The organism is Bradyrhizobium sp. GW821-FHT13H06 (assembly GCF_058803975.1).
The window spans coordinates 1,232,317-1,251,244 of sequence record NZ_JBXAPN010000001.1; the positions used below are offsets into that span (position 1 = coordinate 1,232,317).

At 64.1% G+C, this 18,928-nt stretch carries 15 protein-coding genes; 7 read left to right on the top strand and 8 right to left on the bottom strand.

Annotation, left to right across the window (positions count from 1 at the left end):
• Nucleotides 1-283 precede the first annotated feature (283 nt).
• Complete coding sequence (locus AC1RQP_RS05925) at nt 284-1,057, bottom strand: alpha/beta fold hydrolase (RefSeq protein WP_492936229.1); 774 nt, start codon at nt 1,055-1,057, stop codon at nt 284-286.
• 155 nt (nt 1,058-1,212) lie between these two features.
• Here AC1RQP_RS05925 and AC1RQP_RS05930 point away from each other — a divergent pair, with 155 nt between their 5' ends.
• The 3 genes from AC1RQP_RS05930 to AC1RQP_RS05940 all read left to right on the top strand — a co-directional run bounded on the left by AC1RQP_RS05930 (nt 1,213) and on the right by AC1RQP_RS05940 (nt 4,831).
• Complete coding sequence (locus tag AC1RQP_RS05930) at nt 1,213-1,863, top strand: GntR family transcriptional regulator (RefSeq protein ID WP_492936230.1); 651 nt, start codon at nt 1,213-1,215, stop codon at nt 1,861-1,863.
• The gene (locus tag AC1RQP_RS05935; RefSeq protein ID WP_492936231.1) at nt 1,860-3,389 is read left to right on the top strand and encodes an aldehyde dehydrogenase; all 1,530 of its coding nucleotides are present in this window, start codon (nt 1,860-1,862) and stop codon (nt 3,387-3,389) included. Before AC1RQP_RS05930 ends, AC1RQP_RS05935 begins: the two co-directional genes overlap by 4 nt.
• Before the next feature lie 74 nt (nt 3,390-3,463).
• Nucleotides 3,464-4,831, top strand: coding sequence for an MFS transporter (locus tag AC1RQP_RS05940; protein WP_492936232.1), 1,368 nt, complete (start codon nt 3,464-3,466; stop codon nt 4,829-4,831).
• 192 nt (nt 4,832-5,023) lie between these two features.
• Here the strand turns inward: AC1RQP_RS05940 and AC1RQP_RS05945 are convergent, their stop codons facing one another.
• On the bottom strand, nt 5,024-5,629 hold the full coding sequence (locus tag AC1RQP_RS05945; protein WP_492936233.1) for a TetR/AcrR family transcriptional regulator: 606 nt from the start codon (nt 5,627-5,629) through the stop codon (nt 5,024-5,026).
• A gap of 200 nt (nt 5,630-5,829) precedes the next feature.
• Between AC1RQP_RS05945 and AC1RQP_RS05950 the strand changes: the two genes are divergently transcribed.
• Nucleotides 5,830-7,074 (top strand): efflux RND transporter periplasmic adaptor subunit, encoded by a 1,245-nt coding sequence (locus tag AC1RQP_RS05950; protein ID WP_492936234.1) that lies wholly within the window; start codon nt 5,830-5,832, stop codon nt 7,072-7,074.
• Nucleotides 7,075-7,238: 164 nt separating this feature from the next.
• Nucleotides 7,239-10,427: an efflux RND transporter permease subunit gene (locus AC1RQP_RS05955; protein ID WP_492936235.1), complete on the top strand. Its 3,189-nt coding sequence runs from the start codon at nt 7,239-7,241 to the stop codon at nt 10,425-10,427.
• Between the two features lie 52 nt (nt 10,428-10,479).
• On the opposite strand, the gene AC1RQP_RS05960 is transcribed toward AC1RQP_RS05955, so the two are convergent.
• From AC1RQP_RS05960 to AC1RQP_RS05985, 6 genes are all read right to left on the bottom strand, one after another.
• The gene (locus AC1RQP_RS05960) at nt 10,480-10,977 is read right to left on the bottom strand and encodes a hypothetical protein (protein WP_492936236.1); all 498 of its coding nucleotides are present in this window, start codon (nt 10,975-10,977) and stop codon (nt 10,480-10,482) included.
• 93 nt (nt 10,978-11,070) lie between these two features.
• Nucleotides 11,071-11,517 (bottom strand): MaoC family dehydratase, encoded by a 447-nt coding sequence (locus AC1RQP_RS05965; protein ID WP_239623091.1) that lies wholly within the window; start codon nt 11,515-11,517, stop codon nt 11,071-11,073.
• Between the two features lie 388 nt (nt 11,518-11,905).
• Nucleotides 11,906-12,328 carry a hypothetical protein gene (locus tag AC1RQP_RS05970; protein WP_492936237.1) on the bottom strand — a complete coding sequence of 141 codons (423 nt, stop codon included), beginning with the start codon at nt 12,326-12,328 and terminating at the stop codon, nt 11,906-11,908.
• A gap of 12 nt (nt 12,329-12,340) precedes the next feature.
• Entirely contained in the window at nt 12,341-12,562 is a 222-nt protein-coding gene (locus AC1RQP_RS05975; protein WP_007592399.1) for a hypothetical protein, read from the bottom strand.
• Nucleotides 12,563-12,763: 201 nt separating this feature from the next.
• The gene (locus tag AC1RQP_RS05980; RefSeq protein ID WP_239623089.1) at nt 12,764-13,582 is read right to left on the bottom strand and encodes a lytic murein transglycosylase; all 819 of its coding nucleotides are present in this window, start codon (nt 13,580-13,582) and stop codon (nt 12,764-12,766) included.
• A 37-nt stretch (nt 13,583-13,619) separates the two neighbouring features.
• On the bottom strand, nt 13,620-15,473 hold the full coding sequence (locus AC1RQP_RS05985; protein WP_492936238.1) for a flavin-containing monooxygenase: 1,854 nt from the start codon (nt 15,471-15,473) through the stop codon (nt 13,620-13,622).
• 179 nt (nt 15,474-15,652) lie between these two features.
• Between AC1RQP_RS05985 and AC1RQP_RS05990 the strand changes: the two genes are divergently transcribed.
• The gene (locus AC1RQP_RS05990) at nt 15,653-17,278 is read left to right on the top strand and encodes a long-chain fatty acid--CoA ligase (RefSeq protein ID WP_492936239.1); all 1,626 of its coding nucleotides are present in this window, start codon (nt 15,653-15,655) and stop codon (nt 17,276-17,278) included.
• Nucleotides 17,279-17,332: 54 nt separating this feature from the next.
• On the top strand, nt 17,333-18,544 hold the full coding sequence (locus tag AC1RQP_RS05995) for an acyl-CoA dehydrogenase family protein (RefSeq protein ID WP_492936240.1): 1,212 nt from the start codon (nt 17,333-17,335) through the stop codon (nt 18,542-18,544).
• Nucleotides 18,545-18,928: the final 384 nt, after the last annotated feature.

The window sequence follows — 18,928 nt, forward strand, 5'->3', positions numbered from 1 at the left end:
AACCCTTAGGACGCTCCGTATCGATACGGTTTCCGGCGGACGACGTTCAGGTCTTCGCTGCAAGCGGGACGCTCAAAACAAAAAACGCGAAAACAACCCCATGCACAGTACAAATCATTGAAGAATTTCGCGCCGCCTGGTGCGAGCCCTGTCGGCAGGCACGCTTGACACGTCGGGCAAAACAGGCGCCGAATTGCGCGATCGCCGATTTTGGCTTTGCCCTCGCGCCAATGCCAATAACCGCTCGGAAAGCATCGAGTTCAGACGCACGCCCGAACGGCGATCAAAGCAAGAAGCCCTTGACAGCGCCAAGAAACAGTTGCGGCGCTTGCAGCTGTGGCACGTGCGCGCATCCTGGAATGATCTTGAGTTCGGCGCGCGGCAATCCCGCGGCCAGCTCATGCGACATCGGCGGCGGCGTCGCCTCGTCCTGTTCGCCGACCATGACGAGCACCGGCACGTTCACGCCGGCGAGCTCGGCACGAAGATCAAGGCTTGCCAGCGCATCGCACGCGGCGCGAAACACATCGGGGTCTGTCCGCAGAAAGGCTTCCCGACGCCCGCGCATCAGGTCGGGATGCTGGGCCTGAAAGTCGGGTGCGAACAGGCGCCGCATCGCGACGTCGCTGATTGCCTCCAGCCCCTTCTCTCGCGATATCTTCGCCATGTTGCGGAACGCCTCGCGGCCCGGCTCGGAGAAAGCCGCGCCGCAATCAGCCAAAATGAGCCGGCTGGCAATTCCCGGATGGCGGATCGCCATCTGCAAGGCGACGAAGCCGCCATAGCCATTGCCGAGCACGATCGACGGCGCGCCGCCCGCGGCATCCCGCACAGCCTCTGCCATCCGGTCCGCGACAGCAGCAAGCCCGCCCGCGACCGGGCGTGAACGGCCGAACCCGGGCAACTCCGGCACGATGGTCTGAAACGACCCCGCAAGCTCCGGCACGATCGCATCGAAGCTGGCCCGATCCGATAGCAGCGAATGGAAAAGAAAGAGCGGCGGCCCCTCGCCCGCCTGCGCGGCGTTGACGGTCTCATTGGCAAGAAGCCTGTCCATGTCCGGCCTGTCCCAAACTGCATCGATCGGATCACGCTCTCTCGCGTGCCCTGGAAGCTCCGATTGATAAATCAATTGACAGGAAATTCAAGCATTCGGCACTTGACGTGAAATATCACCAGTAGGATATTAGTCGGCAGGAGACACCAATTCCCATGCTTTTGCGCGAAAATATCTACGATCTTCTGCGGGCTGATATTTTAGCCTGTCGCTTTGCGCCAGGCGATGAAATGCGAGAGCAGGATCTGGCCGAACGCTATTCGGTGAGCCGGCAGCCGGTTCGGGATGCGCTTCTGCGGCTCCAGCGCGAGCACCTCGTCACGGTCCAGCCCCGTCAGGGCTATCGGGTCACGCCGATCTCGCTCTCGGACGCCCGCGATCTCCTGCGCTTCCGCCTCGCGCTGGAGCCGGCCTGCGTCACCGAGGCGATCGAGAGCGCTCCGGACAGCGTTTTGAAATCGCTCGACGAATTTCGCCGGTTCTCGGGCAGCCACGAAGACTTCATCGCCTACAATCGCGGCTTCCACACTACGCTGGCCCATGCCTCCGGCAATCGCCGCATGGCGACGGCGCTGTGCGACCTGATCGGCCAGGCCGACCGGCTGGTCCGCGTCAGTATTTCCAACCTGAAAGGGCACGACCCGGCCAAGCTCGTCGCAGAGCACGTCGCACTGATCGACGCCATGCAGCAGCGCGAAACGCGCACCGCGGCGCGCATCATCAAGGCCCACATCGGGGACACCGAAAAACGCGTTCTGCCGGCGCTCAAGCGCAACGCCGTCATCGTCGAAGAGAGGTCATCATGAACGTTCCCTCGAAACCCGCGTCGATCGACGTCGAAACCCACGGCAACTTCATCGATGGACGGGAAGTCGAAGCCGGAGACGGCGCGATGCTGGACGTCCGCAATCCCGCGACCGGCGATGTCATTGCCCGCATTCCCAATTCAACCGCTGAGGATATCGACCGCGCCATGAAAAGCGCGCGCACCGCGTTCGACGGCAAGGCCTGGGGCGGCATGGACACCCGCGCCAGGGCCAGGCTGGTCAACAAGCTCGCCGATGCGTTCGAGGCCAATCTCGACAGCCTGTATCGGCTCGAGACTCTCAACAACGGCCGCCCAGTCAACGAGACCCGCGCCCAGCTCTCCCGCCTGCCCGATTTCTTCCGCTACTTCGCAGGCCTCGCTTTGTCGCGCCGCGATTCCGTGATCCCCGTCGAAGGCGCCTATCTGAACTACACGCTCCGCACCCCCATCGGCATCGTCGCCAATTGCACGCCGTTCAATCACCCCCTGATGATCCTGTGCAAGTCGCTCGCCGTTGTGCTGGCGACCGGATGCGTGACCGTCGTCAAGCCGTCCGAATACACGCCGCTGACGACCCTGAAGCTGGCGCAGATCTTCACGGATGCGGGCCTGCCGCCCGGCGTCTTCAATATCGTGCTGGGCCTCGGCCCCAGCGCCGGCAAGATGCTGGCCGAGCATGGCGACATCAACAAGCTGGTCCTGACCGGCGGCACCGAGGCGGGCCGCATCGCCGGCAGTGCAGCCGCAAAAGTGTTTGCGCATCAGACCATGGAGCTTGGCGGCAAGACGCCGGTGATGGTGTTCGACGATTTCGACGTCGACCGCGCCGTCAACTATGCCGCCTTCGGCGCCTTCATCGGCGCCGGGCAGACCTGCGTCTGCGCCTCGCGCCATCTCGTCCAGGCCTCGATCTACGACGAGTTCGTCGAGAAGCTGCAGGCCAAGACCCGCACGATCCGCGTCGGCGATCCCTTTGATCCCAGCACCCAAATGGGCCCCGTGATCTCGGCCAAGCAGCGCGACCGCGTTCTCGCCTATGCGGGCTATGGTCACGCCGACGGTGCGCGTCTCCTCACCGGCGGTGTCGCCGCGAAGGTACCGGGCCATGACAACGGCTATTTCGTCGAGCCGACGGTGTTCGCCGACGTCAAATCCAATATGCGCATCTTCCAGGAGGAAGTGTTCGGTCCCTTCACCTCGGTGACGCCGTTCAAGGACGAGGCCGATGCGCTTCGGCTCGCCAACGACTCGCCGTTCGGCCTCGCCGCAGCCATCCGCACCCGCGACGTCGCCCGCGCTCACCGTGTCGCCGCCGCGGTCAAGGCCGGCATCGTCTGGATCAACGATCATCACCGGCTCGATCCGGCTTCGCCCTGGGGCGGCGTCGACGATTCCGGCATCGGCCGGGAATGCGGCACCGAAAGCTTCAACGACCACTTCAACACCAAGAGCGTGATGGTCGCGACGCACGAACAGCCGTTCGACTGGTATCGCGACACGGCCAATCAGAAGCGGCTGAACTAGCAGAACTGCACCCGGCCGACCGCCCATAGAAGGCGGGCCGCATCAATCAGAATGACAGTCAAGGGAGAGCGTCAATGTCGACATCGGTGAACGCGGGCAGCCGTCTCGATCGGCTTCCGATCGGTCCATTCCACCGCCGCATCATGCTGCTGATCGGCATCGGAATGTTCTTCGACGGTTTCGACATCTACATTGCCGGGACGGTGCTCAGCGTCACCCTGAAATCAGGCTTTTCGACGCTCGCTCAGAACGCGGCCTTCATCTCCGCGACGTTCGTCGGCATGATGCTGGGATCGTTCGGCACCGGCTTCCTCGGCGACCGCCATGGGCGCCGCTTCACCTATCAGTTCAATTTGCTCCTTTTCGGCATCGCTTCCCTTGCCGCAGCATTCGCGCCGAACATGGCCTTCCTGATCGCCTGCCGCTTCGTGATGGGCGTCGGGCTCGGCGCGGAGAACGTCGTCGGCTATTCGACCATGACGGAGTTCGTACCCGCCCGCACCCGCGGCAAATGGCTCGGCCTCACCGCCGTATGCGTCGTGACGGGCCTGCCAGCGGCACTTTTGATCGCATCCGTGCTCGTTCCGCAATTCGGCTGGCGCTCGATGTTCGTGCTCGGCGGCATCGGCGCGCTCGTCGTCTGGTACATGCGCAAGTCGCTGCCGGAATCCCCACGCTGGCTCGAAGCCGTGGGACGCACCGCCGAGGCGGAAGCGTTGATGCAGGCGATCGAGAAGGAAGCGGCGCAAGGACAGCCCTTGCCTGCTCCAGCGCCCACGACACCCGCTCCGGTCGCTCCCGATCTCGGCACGTTGTTCACTGCGCCCTTGCTGTCACGGATGATCGTCGGCGCCATCTGCCTGATCACGATCAACACCCTGCTCTATGGCTTCGTGACCTGGCTGCCCGTGTTCTTCGTCAAGCAGGGCCTGTCGGTCGCGACATCGTTCGGCTATTCGCTGCTGATGGCGCTCGGCGCGCCGATCGGCGCGGCCATCGGTGCATTGACCGCCGACCGCTGGGGCCGCAAGCCAACGATCATCGGCGCGTCGCTGATCTCGGTGGCGCTGGGAATGCTCTATCCCATGATCTCGGATCCGATCCTGCTGCCGGCCGTGGGCTTCGCGCTGACGGTGCCGATCTACGTCCTGGTCGCGCTCCTGTTCGGCATCTACATTCCAGAGCTGTTTCCGACCGAGGTCCGGCTGCGTGCGTCAGGCATCGTCAATACGATGGGGCGCGGCGCCACGATCGTCACGCCGTTCCTGGTCGTGTCGCTGTTCGAGTCGCGCGGCATGGCGGGCGTCATGGCCCTGATGATCGGCTTGCTCGTGGTGCAGATCGTCACGGTCTGGGTACTCGGCATCGAGCCCCGACATCGCAGCCTCGAAGAGCTCAAGGCCGAAGAGACTGCCGCGCCGGTCCTCAAGGAAGCGTCCTGAGAGGCCGCCGGAGGCGCAGGACCTGCAAGATTCGAGACGCCCGCTTCGGCGGGCTCCTCACCACGAGGGTCGATCGTGCCGCAAAACGCCACCTCATCCTCAGGGCCCTCCGTAGGCGTGCGTCGCGAAGGACGGGACCGCAGGCAAGCTTGCCACCCCGACCGATGGGCAGATCTGCGATCCGCGAGATAGCTACGTCTTGTCAGTCGATTGCGCTTCCACCGCCTGCACCGCGACGCTCGCGACCTGCCGCAGCGCTTCGCGGTCCGCGCCCGAGGACGCCATCACGCCCATGCCGACCGACACCGCGGAGACATAGCGCGCAAGCGCGGCGGGATCGGACGTTGGCTTGAGATCACCTTCGGCCTTGGCGCGAATGAAACGGTCGCGGAGCTGGTCCTCGTTCTGGGCGCGGCGCGCGGCCAGTTCGAAGGGGACGTTCTCGGAGCCGGTGCCGCAGGCGATGCCGCCTTGCACCAGCAGGCAGCCGGGCGGATTGGCAGGATCGGTCTGCTTGTCGGCGATGCCCATCAACATCCGCTCGGCGACGGCACGGGCGGTGGGCGCTGCCACCACCTCCTCCATCCAGATGTTCCGCAGCTTGGTGTAGCGGTCGAGCGCGGCCTTCAGCAGGCCCTCCTTGTTGCCGAAGCAGGCGTAGAGACTGGGCGGGTTGATGCCCATGGCCTCGGTGAGCTGGGCAATGGTCGCGCCCTCATAGCCATGGCGCCAAAACACTTCCATCGCCTGGTCCAACGCCATTTCGGCGTCGAATTCGCGGGGGCGTCCCATGCCCATATGCCTGTCTCCTCGGAATTCGCGTTCTGCAGAAGGCTTAACGTCGAATCCTAACTATTTGTTCTAATTCTACTTTCCCAGGGCCTTCCAATTCTTGCGGTATGCCGCTACAATTTTCTTAGTGAATGGTACATAAGTATCTTGCACTGCGGTATCCAGCTCCACATCTGTAGTGAACACTACATATCTGGAGCGCGCAAATGCCCCCCTCCCAAAACACTTCCCGCACCGGCCGTTTCCGCCGCCTTCTGGGCGGCGTCGCCATCGTCGGCGCCCTCGCCGTGGCCGGCTCGATTGCGACCGGCCGCTACTTTCACGCGGCGCAAGCGACGGCACCGGCCGCCGCGGCCGAACAAGCCGTTTCCGTTACCGTCGCGATGATCGAGCCACGGCAGACCGTGCTGTGGGACGACTTCTCCGGCCGGCTGGAGGCCATCCACCGCGTCGAGCTCCGCCCGCGCGTTGCGGGTGCGATCCTGTCGGCGAACTTCACCGAAGGGGCGCTGGTGAAGGCCGGCGACGTGCTGTTCAAGATTGATCCCGCCCCTTATGCGGCCGAGGTCGACAAGGCCGCAGCCCAGCTCGAAGCTGCGAAAGCGCGCGTCGTCTTCACCCAGAGCGAGCTCGAGCGCGGTGCGCAGCTCGTCGGCAACGCCGTGGTGACGCGCCGCGACTATGACCAGCGCGACAACGCCAACCGCGAAGCCATCGCCAATGTGAAGGCGGCCGAGGCGACGCTCCAGACCGCAAAGCTCAATCTCGACTACACCGAGGTGCGCGCTCCCGTGGACGGCCGCGTCGGCAAGATCGAGGTCACCGTCGGCAATCTCGTCGCCGCCGGCACCGCGTCCCCGGTCTTGACCTCGCTGGTCTCGGTCAATCCGATCTACGCCTCGTTCGATGCGGATGAAGAGCTCGTGCTGCGCGCGCTGAACTCGATCGCGGATGCCTCCGGCAGGCGCGGCGAGCTCGACCAGATCCCGGTCGAGATGACCACGTCGGGCGGCCTGTCCGCGAAGGGCCACATCCAGCTCATCGATAACCAGGTCAACGGCCAGAGCGGCACCATCCGTGTCCGCGCGGTATTCCGCAACGAGGACGGGCGCCTCATCCCCGGCCAGTTCGCCCGCGTGCGCATGGGCCAGCCGAAGCAGCAGGCACTGGTGATGATCGACGAGCGCGCGATCGGCACCGACCAGGACAAGAAGTTCGTGATGGCGGTCGGCGACGACAACCGCGCCGTCTACCGGCCAGTCACGCTCGGCGGCACCGTCGATGGGCTTCGCATCGTCACCTCGGGTCTGAAGTCCGGCGAGCGCATCGTCGTGAACGGACTACAGCGTGTGCGGCCCGGTGCCCTGCTCAAGACGGAGATCGCGGCAATGGGTGCGCGCGGGCAGCAAGCGGCTTCCAACCACAGCAACCAGGACGTGGTGCAACGCTAGTGCTTTCCGTCATCCCGGGGCGCGCGTAGCGCGAACCCGGGCCAGCAGTTACGAGACTCCGATCGCTTCACCTCCAGATTCCGGGTTCGCGGGCTTCGCACACGCCCCGGAATGACGGTGGAGCTATCTCGAGACGCACAAGATATTGCGCAGGGGCAAAGCCAATGAATCTCTCGAAGTTTTTCATCGACCGTCCGATCTTCGCCGGCGTGCTGTCGGTGCTGATCTTCCTGGCGGGCCTGATCTCGCTGTTCGCGATGCCGATCTCGGAATACCCGGACGTGGTGCCGCCCTCGGTCGTGGTGCGCGCGACCTATCCCGGCGCCAATCCCAAGGTGATCGCGGAGACGGTGGCAACCCCGATCGAGGAGCAGATCAACGGCGTCGAGAACATGCTCTACATGTCGAGCCAGGCGACCACCGACGGCGCGATGACGCTGACGGTGACGTTCCGGCTCGGCACCGACCCCGACAAGGCGACGCAGCTGGTGCAGAACCGCGTGCAGCAGGCCGAGCCGCGCCTGCCGTCCGTGGTGCGCCAGCTCGGCATCATCACCAAGAAGTCGTCGCCCGACCTCACCATGGTCGTGCACCTGCTGTCGCCGAACGGCCGCTACGACATGACGTATCTGCGCAATTATGCGGTGCTCAACGTCAAGGACCGGCTGGCGCGGATCGACGGCGTCGGCGACGTCCAGCTTTATGGCGCCGGCGACTATTCGATGCGGGTCTGGGTCGATCCTCAGAAGGCCGCCGAGCACGGCCTGACCGCGAGCGACATCGTGCGCGCGATCCAGGCGCAGAACGTCGAGGCCGCCGCCGGCGTGGTCGGCTCCTCCCCGAACGTCAAGGGGATCGACCTGCAATTGTCGATCAATGCGGAAGGCCGGCTCGCGAATGAAGAGCAGTTCGGCGACATCGTGGTCAAAACCGGCGCACGCGGCGAGGTCGTACGCTTGCGCGACGTCGCGCGCGTCGAGCTTGGCGCCTCCGAATACGGCCTGCGCTCGCTGCTCGACAACAAGCAGGCGGTGGCGATCCCGATCTTCCAGGCGCCCGGCTCCAACGCGCTGCAGATTTCCGACAACGTTCGCGCCACCATGGCCGAGATCAAGAAGAACATGCCCGAGGGCGTGTCCTACCAGATCGTCTACGACCCCACCCAGTTCGTGCGTTCCTCGATCGAAGCCGTCATCCACACGCTGCTGGAGGCCATCGCCCTTGTCGTGCTGGTGGTGATCCTGTTCCTCCAGACCTGGCGCGCCTCGATCATCCCGCTCCTGGCCGTGCCGGTGTCGATCGTCGGCACGTTCGCCGTGATGCACGTGTTCGGCTTCTCCATCAACGCGCTGAGCCTGTTCGGCCTGGTGCTCGCGATCGGCATCGTCGTCGACGATGCCATCGTCGTGGTCGAGAATGTCGAGCGCAACATCGAGTCCGGCCTTTCGCCGCGCGATGCCACCTACCAGGCGATGCGCGAGGTGTCGGGTCCGATCATCGCAATCGCCATGGTGCTGATCGCAGTGTTCGTGCCGCTGGCCTTCATCTCCGGCCTCACCGGGCAGTTCTACAAGCAGTTCGCGCTGACGATCGCGATCTCGACCGTGATCTCGGCCGTCAACTCGCTGACGCTGTCGCCGGCGCTGTCGGCGCTGCTGCTCAAGGGTCACAACGAGCCGAAGGACAAGCTGACGCTGGTCATGGAAAAGAGCCTCGGCTGGTTCTTCCGCGGCTTCAACAAGGCCTTCACGCGCTCCTCCGAGAACTACAGCGGCAGCGTTGGCAAGGTGATCTCGGGCAAGGCCGCCGTGATGGGCCTCTACGTGGTCCTCGTCGGTATCACCGCGCTCTTGTTCCAGCAGGTGCCGAGCGGCTTCGTGCCGGGACAGGACAAGCAGTACCTCGTCGGCTTCGCCCGCCTGCCCGATGGCGCGACGCTCGACCGGACGGAAGAAGTCATCCGCAAGATGAGCGACATCGCGCTGACCCAGCCCGGCGTCGAGAGCTCGGTGGCATTCCCTGGCCTGTCGATCTCCGGCTTCACCAACTCGTCCAACGCCGGCATCGTGTTCTCGACGCTTAGGCCGTTCGACGAACGCAAGGATCCCTCGCTCAGCGGTCCCGCCCTCGCGGCCGAGCTGAACAAGAAGTACGCGGGCATCCAGGAAGCCTTCATCGCCATGTTCCCGCCGCCGCCGGTCAACGGCCTCGGCACCATCGGCGGCTTCAAGCTGCAGATCGAGGACCGCGCCGGTCTCGGCTATGACGCCTTGAACGAGGCGACGAACGCATTCATGGCTGCGATGCAGAAGGCGCCGGAGATCGCCGGCGTGTTCTCGAGCTTCCAGGTCAACGTACCCCAGCTCTTCGCCGACATCGACCGCACCAAGGCGCTGCAGCTTGGCGTCCCCGTCACGGAAGTGTTCAACACGCTCCAGATTTACCTGGGCTCCTATTACGTCAACGACTTCAACAAATTCGGCCGCACCTATTCCGTCCGGGTTCAAGCCGACGCGCCGTTCCGCGCGCGCGCCGACGACATCAGGCAGTTGAAGGTGCGCTCGTCCTCGGGCGACATGGTGCCGTTGTCCGCGCTGCTCACGATCCGCCAGAGCGCGGGTCCGGAGCGTGCGATCCGCTACAACGGCTTCCTGTCCTCGGACATCAACGCGGCGGCCGCGCCCGGCTTTTCATCAGGCCAGGCGCAGGAGGCGGCGACGCGGATCGCCGCAGAGGTGCTGCCGCCAGGCTTTGCCTTCGAATGGACCGACCTGACCTATCAGGAGTTCATCGCCGGCAATTCCGGCATGTGGGTGTTCCCGCTGGCGATCCTGTTGGTGTTCCTGGTGCTGGCCGCGCTCTATGAGAGCCTGACCCTGCCGCTCTCGATCATCATGATCGTGCCGATGGGCCTCCTGGCAGCGATGTTCGGCGTCTGGATCTCCAAGGGCGACAACAACGTCTTCACCCAGATCGGCTTGATCGTGCTGGTCGGCCTCTCCGCCAAGAACGCGATCCTGATCGTCGAATTCGCGCGGGAGCTCGAATTCGCAGGCCGCACGCCGATCCGGGCCGCGATCGAGGCGAGCCGGCTGCGGCTGCGTCCGATCCTGATGACGTCGATGGCGTTCATCATGGGCGTCCTGCCGCTGGTGCTCTCGACCGGCGCCGGTTCGGAAATGCGGCGAGCCATGGGCGTTGCCGTGTTCTCCGGCATGATCGGCGTCACGGTGTTCGGCCTGTTCCTGACGCCGGTGTTCTACGTACTGCTGCGGACCGTCACTGGCATGAAGCCGCTGACGCACCACGGCAGCGACATCAGCGCGGCTCCGGTCCAGGGGCCTGCCGAGTGAACCGCGTCCCGCCGCGGCACGCCCCCCGGCGGGACCAACAAGATCGGATCGATTATTTCCGATTCTCTTCGCAGAATTTCAGCGCCGCCAGCGCCTCGCCGGCACGCGGGATCTGCATCTCGATGCTGTCGTCATCGTCGTCCTCGAAATCGAGCGTGAGGCGCTTGGCCTTCGCGAGCCGATCCATGATCGACTGGTCGTAGGCGAAAATGCCGCGCACGGTGGTCTTGTCCATGACCTCCCACTTGGCTTTCTTCATGATGTCGGCGTCATCGGTGCCAAGGTCGGCCCGGAGGACCTCGCCGGCCTTATCCCATTCCCAACCATCGTAGATCATCACGATCACGATCGCCTGCTGGGAATAGGTGATCACGACGACGTAGTCGCGGTTCTCGTCATCCTTGTCCTTGTAGCCGCGGCTCGCATTGCAATGCGTGTCCTGCGCCCGCCTCTCGATGGTCCAGTCGCCGACTTTGGATTGTTGCGCAAGGGAGGGCCCGGCGCTCGAGATGCCTGCAAGCAATGCAGCGCCGAGACTGAATCGATTCATATCGGCCTCCAGCACGCTGCCCCGTGCTGAGATGACCACCTCTGCCGGCAGCCCGCAAGGATTTCAGTCGCCCGCATGGAACGCGGCTGTGCCCTACCCTCGCCGCGGCACGATCGCGATCGGAGTAAAGGTGTAAACCTCCTCGCCGTTCTGGTTGAACATGGTCCATTTCACCAGCGCTATACCCTGCGGCTTCGACTTGGATGGCGTCAGGCTCATGACCTCGCCGACCAGATGCAGTCGGTCGTCGGGGCGCACCGGCATCGTCCAGCGCAGGCCGTCGACACCAGCGCCAATCAGCGGATGCGGCCCGAACGGGCGGGTCTGGATTGCGAGGTTCATGGCGATCGCGGCGGTGTGCCATCCTGAGGCGGCAAGCCCCTTGAACAGGGTCGTCTTGGCGGCCTCGTGATCGAGATGCATCGGCTGCGGATCGAACTCGGCGGCAAAGCGCTTGATGTCGGCCTCGGTGACCACAACTTCGGGGGACTTGAACCGCATTCCGACGGTGAGATCGTCGAACCACTCGACCTGCGCCATGATTTTGCCTCGCAGTATGATGCGCCGCCTCGAAGTGGCGGCCTGAAGGGCTTGGGCAATGACGGGATATAGCGGGCCCGCACCGCGTTAACCAGCGCCGGGTTCCGCGCGAAACCCCTTTCCCGATGCGACGAAACACGCCTGAAACAGATGGCCGGTTAAGTGGTTGTCAAAATAAGTACAGGGACGGCCACCATGCAATTCATCCTCGACCTGATCTACGAATACTCCTGCTGCCAAAACCTCGTCGCCCAGCCGCTACGGGAGGATGAGCTATGATCGAGTTGATCTCAGCCGTGCTCGCCCTTTGCAGCATCGGCGTCTTCGCGGCGCATGCGCTGGACGCCTACCGTTCTACGCATTACTGACGGCCTCGGCCTTCCCGGCGCTAGAAGGGCCGCCGGTAGAAATGCTCGGAATGCGTGGCCGGCGGAAACCGGTTGGCGAGCGCCAGCGCTCCCTTTTCGTCCGTCTCGAGCGCGATCTTCTGCGCCAGCATCACGTCGCCCGGCACCAGGAAGCCTGACGGGACGAAGCACCACCCCATCGTCGCGCGCCCATCGCCGTCGATCTCATGCACATTTGCGGCCGTGCCGTAGTGGATGCGATAAATTCTGCCGGTGTCGCAGCCGACGACGTCGAAATACCGGTGCTGCTCGAACTGCGCACGCTGCGCCGGCGACAGCCATTCGGCCAGAAGCCGGCGGCCGCGGGCGTCCGGCGTGTTTTCGCCGAAGAAGCGGCGGTAGAGTTCACGCAGCGCATGCAGACGCGCACGCGCCGGCGCGCGGAGCCAAACTGCCGCGATCATGGGCAGCTCAGATCAACCGCCGACCAGGCGGGGATAGAACAACGTTTCCTGCGCGGTCGGGTCGAACGATCGGATCCGGGTAACTTCGCCGGGTCCGGTTCGAAGAGCGGCGGTGAAGCCGGCTCCGGTCAGCTCCCGAAAGCGCCGTTCGGCTCGCGCCAGCGCTTCGGCATTGCCAGGATCAAACTCGTGGCGCGTGTCGCCAGTTTGGTCCATCACGATCTGGGTAGCCATGTTGAGTCTCCTCATGCCCAGCCCTGAACTCGATCAAAGCAAACGTCGTGCCGTCAGTTCCAGTTGGCAACAACTTTCTCGCGCCGGCGCATCACTCCTTGCTGAGCAGCCCAAAACGAGACGAGATTGTCATCGCGTTCTAGGCTCTTGTTTAAGCATGATCTTTTCGGAAAACCGCTGCACACTCCTCCGGATCATGCTTTAGCGCAAGGCCGCGGCGCCTCCGCCCTCGTCGATCTGCCGGCCCATCAGCGCGATTGCCTTCTGATAGACGCCTGCAGCATTCCAAGCCTCGATCGCGGCAAAATTCGGCTCGCCGGGCTGGTACCCGGCTCCCGCGCGCCAGCCATGGGCCTTGAGGAAATTCGCGGTCGAGTTCAGCGCATTGGCGGCAACTTCGAGGTTGCCGGTGCCATAGGCCAGAATGCTCTTGGGCATGAACTGGGTCTGACCGACCTCGCCATGCATGGAGCCGCGGGTTGATCCCGACAGCGTACCGCGGTCGATCAGCTTCAAGGCTGCATAGAGCTGGTCGGTGAAGAATTCAGGCCGGCGGCAGTCATAGGCAAGGGTCGCGATCGACGACAGCATGTTCTGATTGCCGCGCTGGCTGCCGAAGCCGGTCTCCATGCCCCAGATCGCGATCAAGGGTCCCGGCGGGACGCCATAGCGCTGCTCGATCGAGGCGAACAAGGCGGCATGCGACTGCTTGAGCTGCCGTCCCTTGGCAACGATGGTGGTGGCGCCGCGCTTGGCGAGGAACTGGTCGAGCGTCAGCGAAAAGCTGCGCTGGCCGCGGTCGGCCGCGATGGTGGCGCTGGCATAGTTCGTCTGCATCAGGGCCGAGAGTGCGGTGGGGCCGACGCCCTTGCCCTGCGCCTCCGCGCTGAATTCGCGTTTCCAGGCCTCGAAACCCGCCGGCGAGCTGCCGCATTGCGCAGCCTCAGCCGAGGAGACCAGGCAGCCGAGCAGCGTCATTGCGCCAAAAACCGCTCCCGCAACAGCCCTGCCCCTGATCATACCCAATCTCCGTCCTGTACCGCTCGGCGGCGCCATCTTAACCGGTGGAACGCGCCGACTCCATGGCCGGATCATAGGACAATTCGAGGCCTTCCAGACTGCCTTCCTTGCGCCATTTGTCGAGCAGCCGCAGGAATGCCATCGGCCCGCGCCAATATTGGCTGTTTCTTGCCGCGATCGGATCGAACACGCCTTCGTTGTTGTAGTAGCCCGGCGTGCATTCGGCGAGATAGGTCTGCCGGCCGAGTGCGGCCCTGACGATCTCGTCGACCCAGGCGTTCTCGGCGGCAAGCGTCGGCTCCAGGGTGCGCGCCTTACGTTCTCGGGCCTCCTTGATGACGTAGGCGATGTGCTGCGATTGTTCGTCGATAATGTGCGGAAAATTGGCGCTCTGTCCGGCCTGCACCGTGACGATCAGGAAGCAGTTCGGGAAACCGCGGCTGTAGAAGCCGTGCAGCGTCTTGACGCCGTCGCGCCACCGCTCGGACAGGCTCATGCCGTCGCGGCCATACACCTCGAAGCCCATGCGGCGCGCGTAGTCGGTGCCGACCTCGAAGCCGCTGGCATAGATCAGGCAGTCGAGCTCGTAGGCCTTGCCGTCGACGACGACGGCATTCTCCGTGATGCGCTCGACGCCCTGCCCTTTGGTGTCGACGAGATGCACGTTGGGGCGATTGAAGGTATCGAGATATTCGTCGTGGAAGCACGGCCGCTTGCAGAATGCCTTGTACCAGGGCTTGAGCGCAGCCGCGGTCGCCTCGTCCCCGACCACCGTGTCGACGCGAGCGCGGATCTCCTCCATCTTGCGGTAATCGGCCTGCTCGATCACCTTCAGTGCCTCGTCCATCGAGGTCACCGGATGGGGCTGACGGCGCGGTGCCAGCAGGATCTCGCCGAGCAGGCCGGTCCAGCCGTCCTGCACCAGATCCTGTTCGAACGGCTCGCCTGAAATCACGGCCGTAAAATTGTCCATGCGTTCGCGCTGCCAGCCTGGCTTGAGGCTTCGCGCCCAGGCCTGATCCGTCGGACGGTCGTCGCGAACGCCGATCGCAGACGGCGTGCGCTGGAAGACATAGAGCTCCTTCGCCGAACGGCCGAGATGCGGCACACATTGCACGGCGGTGGCGCCGGTGCCGATGATGCCGACGCGCTTGTCGGCGAGTCCGATCAGGCCACCGTCCGCGTTGCCGCCAGTGTAGCCGTAGTCCCAGCGACTGGTATGAAAGCTGTGGCCCTTGAACGTCTCGATGCCGGGAATGCCCGGCAGCTTCGGACGGCTCAGCGGACCGCCGGCCAAAATGACGAAGCGCGCGCGGATGCGATCGCCCCGATCGGTCTCGACCAGCCAGCGAGCCTCCTGCTCCTGCCATGTCATCCGCGAGATGACGGTCTGAAACAGCGCGCGCTCGTAGAGCCCGAAATGACGGCCGATGCGGCGCGAATGCTCGTAGATCTCTGGCGCCCGCGCGTATTTGCGCACCGGCATGTAGCCGGTCTCTTCCAGCAGCGGCAGATAGATGTAGCTCTCGGTATCGCAGGCGGCGCCGGGATAACGATTCCAGTACCAGGTGCCGCCGAAGTCGGCGGCCTTTTCCACGATGCGAAAATCCTCGATGCCGGCATCGCGCAACCGCGCGCCACACAACAGACCACCGAAGCCGCCACCGACGATGAGCACTTCGGTCGCTTCGCTGACGGCGGCGCGCGCAAAGCCGGGATCGGCCCAGGGATCGTCGAGATAGCGGCCGAATTTGCCCGTAACCTCGACATACTGCGCCTTGCCCTCGGCGCGCAGACGACGATCGCGCTCGTCGCGGTAGCGGGCACGGAGCGCGGAAACATCGACCGTAGATGCGCCGGTTGTGCCGGTCTTGTGTCTTTCCGCTGACATTCATCTCCTCCACCGCGAACGCTGCTTCGCCGGCAGCTCACCTCACGTTAGCTCTGAAAAAGTGCCGCATGCAATCATGCTCGCTGTTTTTTGCGTGAACGCCGCGTGGCGTTCCGCTAACCTCGCGCGCAAAATCACAGGCCTGCGCCGTGCAACGACGCGGCGATCCGGAGGAGACCATGCAGGGATTGATGATGGACATGCCGCTTCTGATCAGCGGCCTGATCCAATACGCAGCCGACTATCACGGCGAAGCGGAGATCGTCGCGCGCGAGATCGAAGGCGACATCCATCGCTACACCTATGCGGACGCCCATCCCCGCATCAAGCGCATGGCGCTGGCGCTCAAGAGGCTCGGCATGAATCCCGGCGACCGCGTCGGCACGCTGGCCTGGAACACCCATCGCCATTTCGAGATGTTTTACGCCGCGCCTGGCATGGGCTACGTGCTGCATACCGTCAACCCGCGGCTGTTTCCCGAACAGCTCGTCTACATCATCAATCATGCCGAAGACCGTCTCCTGTTCATCGACCGTGCTACGCTGCCGCTCGTCGAGGCGATCGCGCCGCAGCTCAAGACGGTCGAGGCCTATGTCGTGATGTCCTCGCGCGAGCGCATGCCCGAGACGAAGCTCGCGAACGTCCATTGTTACGAAGAGCTTCTGGAGAAGGAGAACGAGGCCGGCTTCGCCTGGCCGGAATTCGACGAGAAGTCCGCCTCGACCATCTGCTACACGTCGGGCACGACCGGCAATCCCAAGGGCGTGATCTATTCGCACCGCGCCGCGATCCTGCAGACCATGACCTGCTGCAATTTCGATTTCCTGCCGGGCCATGTCGAGGGCGTGCGCGAGGTGATGATGCCGATGGCGCCCCTCTTCCACGGCAATGGCTGGAACATGCCGTTCACGGCTCCCTATACCGGCTCGAAGCTGGTGCTGCCCGGCCGCAACTACGAGCCCGACAAGCTCTATGAATTGCTCGAGGGCGAGAAGGTCACGCTCTCGGCGGGCGTGCCCAGCTTCTGGCTGATCCTGCTCGACTGGCTCGGCCGCACCGGCAACAAATTCTCCACGTTGCGCGCAACGTTGTCGTCCGGCTCGGCGCCGCCGCGCGCGATGGTCGAGAAGCTGAAGCGCGACTATGGCATCGACTATATCCAGGCCTGGGGCATGACCGAGGCCCTGGGTTGCTCGATGCCGGGCTTGCGGCCCGGCTCGGAGCATCTCAGCGAGACGGAAAAATTCGACCGACGCCAAGTCTCGGGACGCGCCTGTTTCGGTACCGCGTTGCGCATCGTCGACGATGCCGGCAACGAGTTGCCGCGCGACGGCAAGACCGTCGGTCATCTGCGCGCCCGTGGCCCCTGGGTCGCTTCCGGCTACATGAAGCTGGAGGAAGGCCTCGATCGCGACGGCTGGCTGATCACCGGCGACATGGCGGTGATCGACCCGCAGGGTCACGTCACCCTGACCGACCGCTCCAAGGACGTGATCAAGTCCGGCGGCGAATGGATCTCGTCGATCCAGCTCGAAGACATCGCCTTGTCTCACCCCGACGTGCTGCAAGCCGCCGTCGTCGCGATCGCGCACGAGAAATGGCAAGAGCGTCCCCTGCTCCTCGTCGTCCGCAAGAAGGGCGCGACCGTCGACGGCAAGACGCTGCTCGACCATATGCGCCCGAGGATCGCGAGCTGGTGGATGCCGGACGCGGTGGAATTCCTGGACGAGTTCCCGATGACCGGCACCGGCAAGGTGCTGAAGTCGGCTCTGCGCGAGAAGTTCAGGGAATACCGCGTCGCGTGACGCGACGCTTCATCGCGCGGAAGTCCGCGCCACCCTCGATCCAGGAGACGAACGATGCTCTACCCGATGTCACCCAAAGTCGTGGAGCTCAAGCGCAAGCTCGAGAGCTTCATGGACCGGCGCATCTATCCGAACGAGGAGCGCTTCTATCGCGAGGCCGAGGAGCTCGGGCCATGGAAGGTCTATCCCGTCGTCGAGGAGCTGAAGCCGCTGGCGCGCGCCGAGGGGCTCTGGAATCTGTTCCTGCCCGAAAGTAGTCACGGCGCCGGCCTCACCAATCTCGAATATGCCCCGCTCTGCGAGGTGATGGGCCGCTCGCATCTCGCCCCCGAAGTGTTCAATTGCTCGGCGCCCGACACCGGCAACATGGAGGTGCTGGAGCGCTACGGCACCGAGAAGGACAAGGAGCGCTGGCTGAAGCCGCTGCTCGCAGGCGAGATCCGCTCCTGCTTCGCCATGACCGAGCCGGCGGTCGCCTCGTCGGATGCGACCAACATCGAGAGTTCGATCGTGCGCGACGGCGACCATTACGTCGTCAACGGCCGCAAATGGTACACGACGAATGCGACCGACCCGCGCTGCAAGATCTGCATCTTCATGGGCAAGACCGATCCCGACAATCCCGACCGCCACAAGCAGCAATCCATGATCCTGGTGCCGATGGACACGCAAGGCATCGAGGTGAAACGTCCCCTGCCCGTGTTCGGCTTCTACGGCGTGCCCGACCGCGCCTCCGAAGTGGTGTTCACCAATGTGCGCGTGCCCAAAGAGAACATGCTGCTCGGCGAGGGCCGCGGTTTCGAGATCGCACAGGGCCGCCTCGGGCCCGGCCGCATCCATCACTGCATGCGGCTGATTGGATTAGCCGAGCGCACGCTGGAGAAAATGTGCCGCCGCGTGCGCAGCCGGGTCGCCTTCGGCAAGCCGGTCTCGGAGCAGACGGTGACGCAGGAGCGCATCGCGGAAGCCCGCATCATGATCGAGCAGGCCCGGCTGCTGACGCTGAATGCGGCCCACGCGATGGACACGGTCGGCAACAAGGTGGCGAAGGCCGAAATCGCCATGATCAAGGTTGCCGTGCCCAACATGGCCTGCCAGATCATCGACTGGGCAATTCAGGCCCATGGCGGCGGCGGGACCTCGAACGATTTCGGCCTGACCCAGGCCTATGCGACCGCGCGCTTGCTGCGACTTGCAGATGGCCCCGATGAGGTCCACCGCAACCAGATCGCGCGGCTCGAGTTGAAGAAATATTCGAACGCTTGAGGTTTCTCCTCGCAAGGCGCCCTTCCCTTCTCCCCTTGTGGGAGAAGGGAAGGGCGTGAAATGCCAATGAGATCAATGCGAACCGGCTTTGGTAACCAACCAGTATCAAAACCAGCGCGACGGGCGATTGCCGCTGCATGGCCCCTGCAAAGCCTGTGATCCGGGGTAGGCTTCTGTCAAGCTGTATGCAGCGCTATAGCCGTTGGGCTGGCGCGCGGATTGAAACGCTGATCGTTTTCAGGAGGGCTTTCCTCGTACCCGCGCATCGATGAGAAGCGCGAGGCACCGCAGCTGCGGGCCGATGAGATATCAGGCGCGTGATCGGACATGCTACCGAGGAATTTTAAGCGACCGGTGCTGTGCGCCGAGTTGCTTGAGATTCAT

Coding starts and splice junctions, on each gene's coding strand:
- AC1RQP_RS05925 (WP_492936229.1), bottom strand. CDS start 1,057: ATGGACAGGCTTCTTGCCAATGAGACCGTCAACGCCGCGCAGGCGGGC.
- AC1RQP_RS05930 (WP_492936230.1), top strand. CDS start 1,213: ATGCTTTTGCGCGAAAATATCTACGATCTTCTGCGGGCTGATATTTTA.
- AC1RQP_RS05935 (WP_492936231.1), top strand. CDS start 1,860: ATGAACGTTCCCTCGAAACCCGCGTCGATCGACGTCGAAACCCACGGC.
- AC1RQP_RS05940 (WP_492936232.1), top strand. CDS start 3,464: ATGTCGACATCGGTGAACGCGGGCAGCCGTCTCGATCGGCTTCCGATC.
- AC1RQP_RS05945 (WP_492936233.1), bottom strand. CDS start 5,629: ATGGGCATGGGACGCCCCCGCGAATTCGACGCCGAAATGGCGTTGGAC.
- AC1RQP_RS05950 (WP_492936234.1), top strand. CDS start 5,830: ATGCCCCCCTCCCAAAACACTTCCCGCACCGGCCGTTTCCGCCGCCTT.
- AC1RQP_RS05955 (WP_492936235.1), top strand. CDS start 7,239: ATGAATCTCTCGAAGTTTTTCATCGACCGTCCGATCTTCGCCGGCGTG.
- AC1RQP_RS05960 (WP_492936236.1), bottom strand. CDS start 10,977: ATGAATCGATTCAGTCTCGGCGCTGCATTGCTTGCAGGCATCTCGAGC.
- AC1RQP_RS05965 (WP_239623091.1), bottom strand. CDS start 11,517: ATGGCGCAGGTCGAGTGGTTCGACGATCTCACCGTCGGAATGCGGTTC.
- AC1RQP_RS05970 (WP_492936237.1), bottom strand. CDS start 12,328: ATGATCGCGGCAGTTTGGCTCCGCGCGCCGGCGCGTGCGCGTCTGCAT.
- AC1RQP_RS05975 (WP_007592399.1), bottom strand. CDS start 12,562: ATGGCTACCCAGATCGTGATGGACCAAACTGGCGACACGCGCCACGAG.
- AC1RQP_RS05980 (WP_239623089.1), bottom strand. CDS start 13,582: ATGATCAGGGGCAGGGCTGTTGCGGGAGCGGTTTTTGGCGCAATGACG.
- AC1RQP_RS05985 (WP_492936238.1), bottom strand. CDS start 15,473: ATGTCAGCGGAAAGACACAAGACCGGCACAACCGGCGCATCTACGGTC.
- AC1RQP_RS05990 (WP_492936239.1), top strand. CDS start 15,653: ATGCAGGGATTGATGATGGACATGCCGCTTCTGATCAGCGGCCTGATC.
- AC1RQP_RS05995 (WP_492936240.1), top strand. CDS start 17,333: ATGCTCTACCCGATGTCACCCAAAGTCGTGGAGCTCAAGCGCAAGCTC.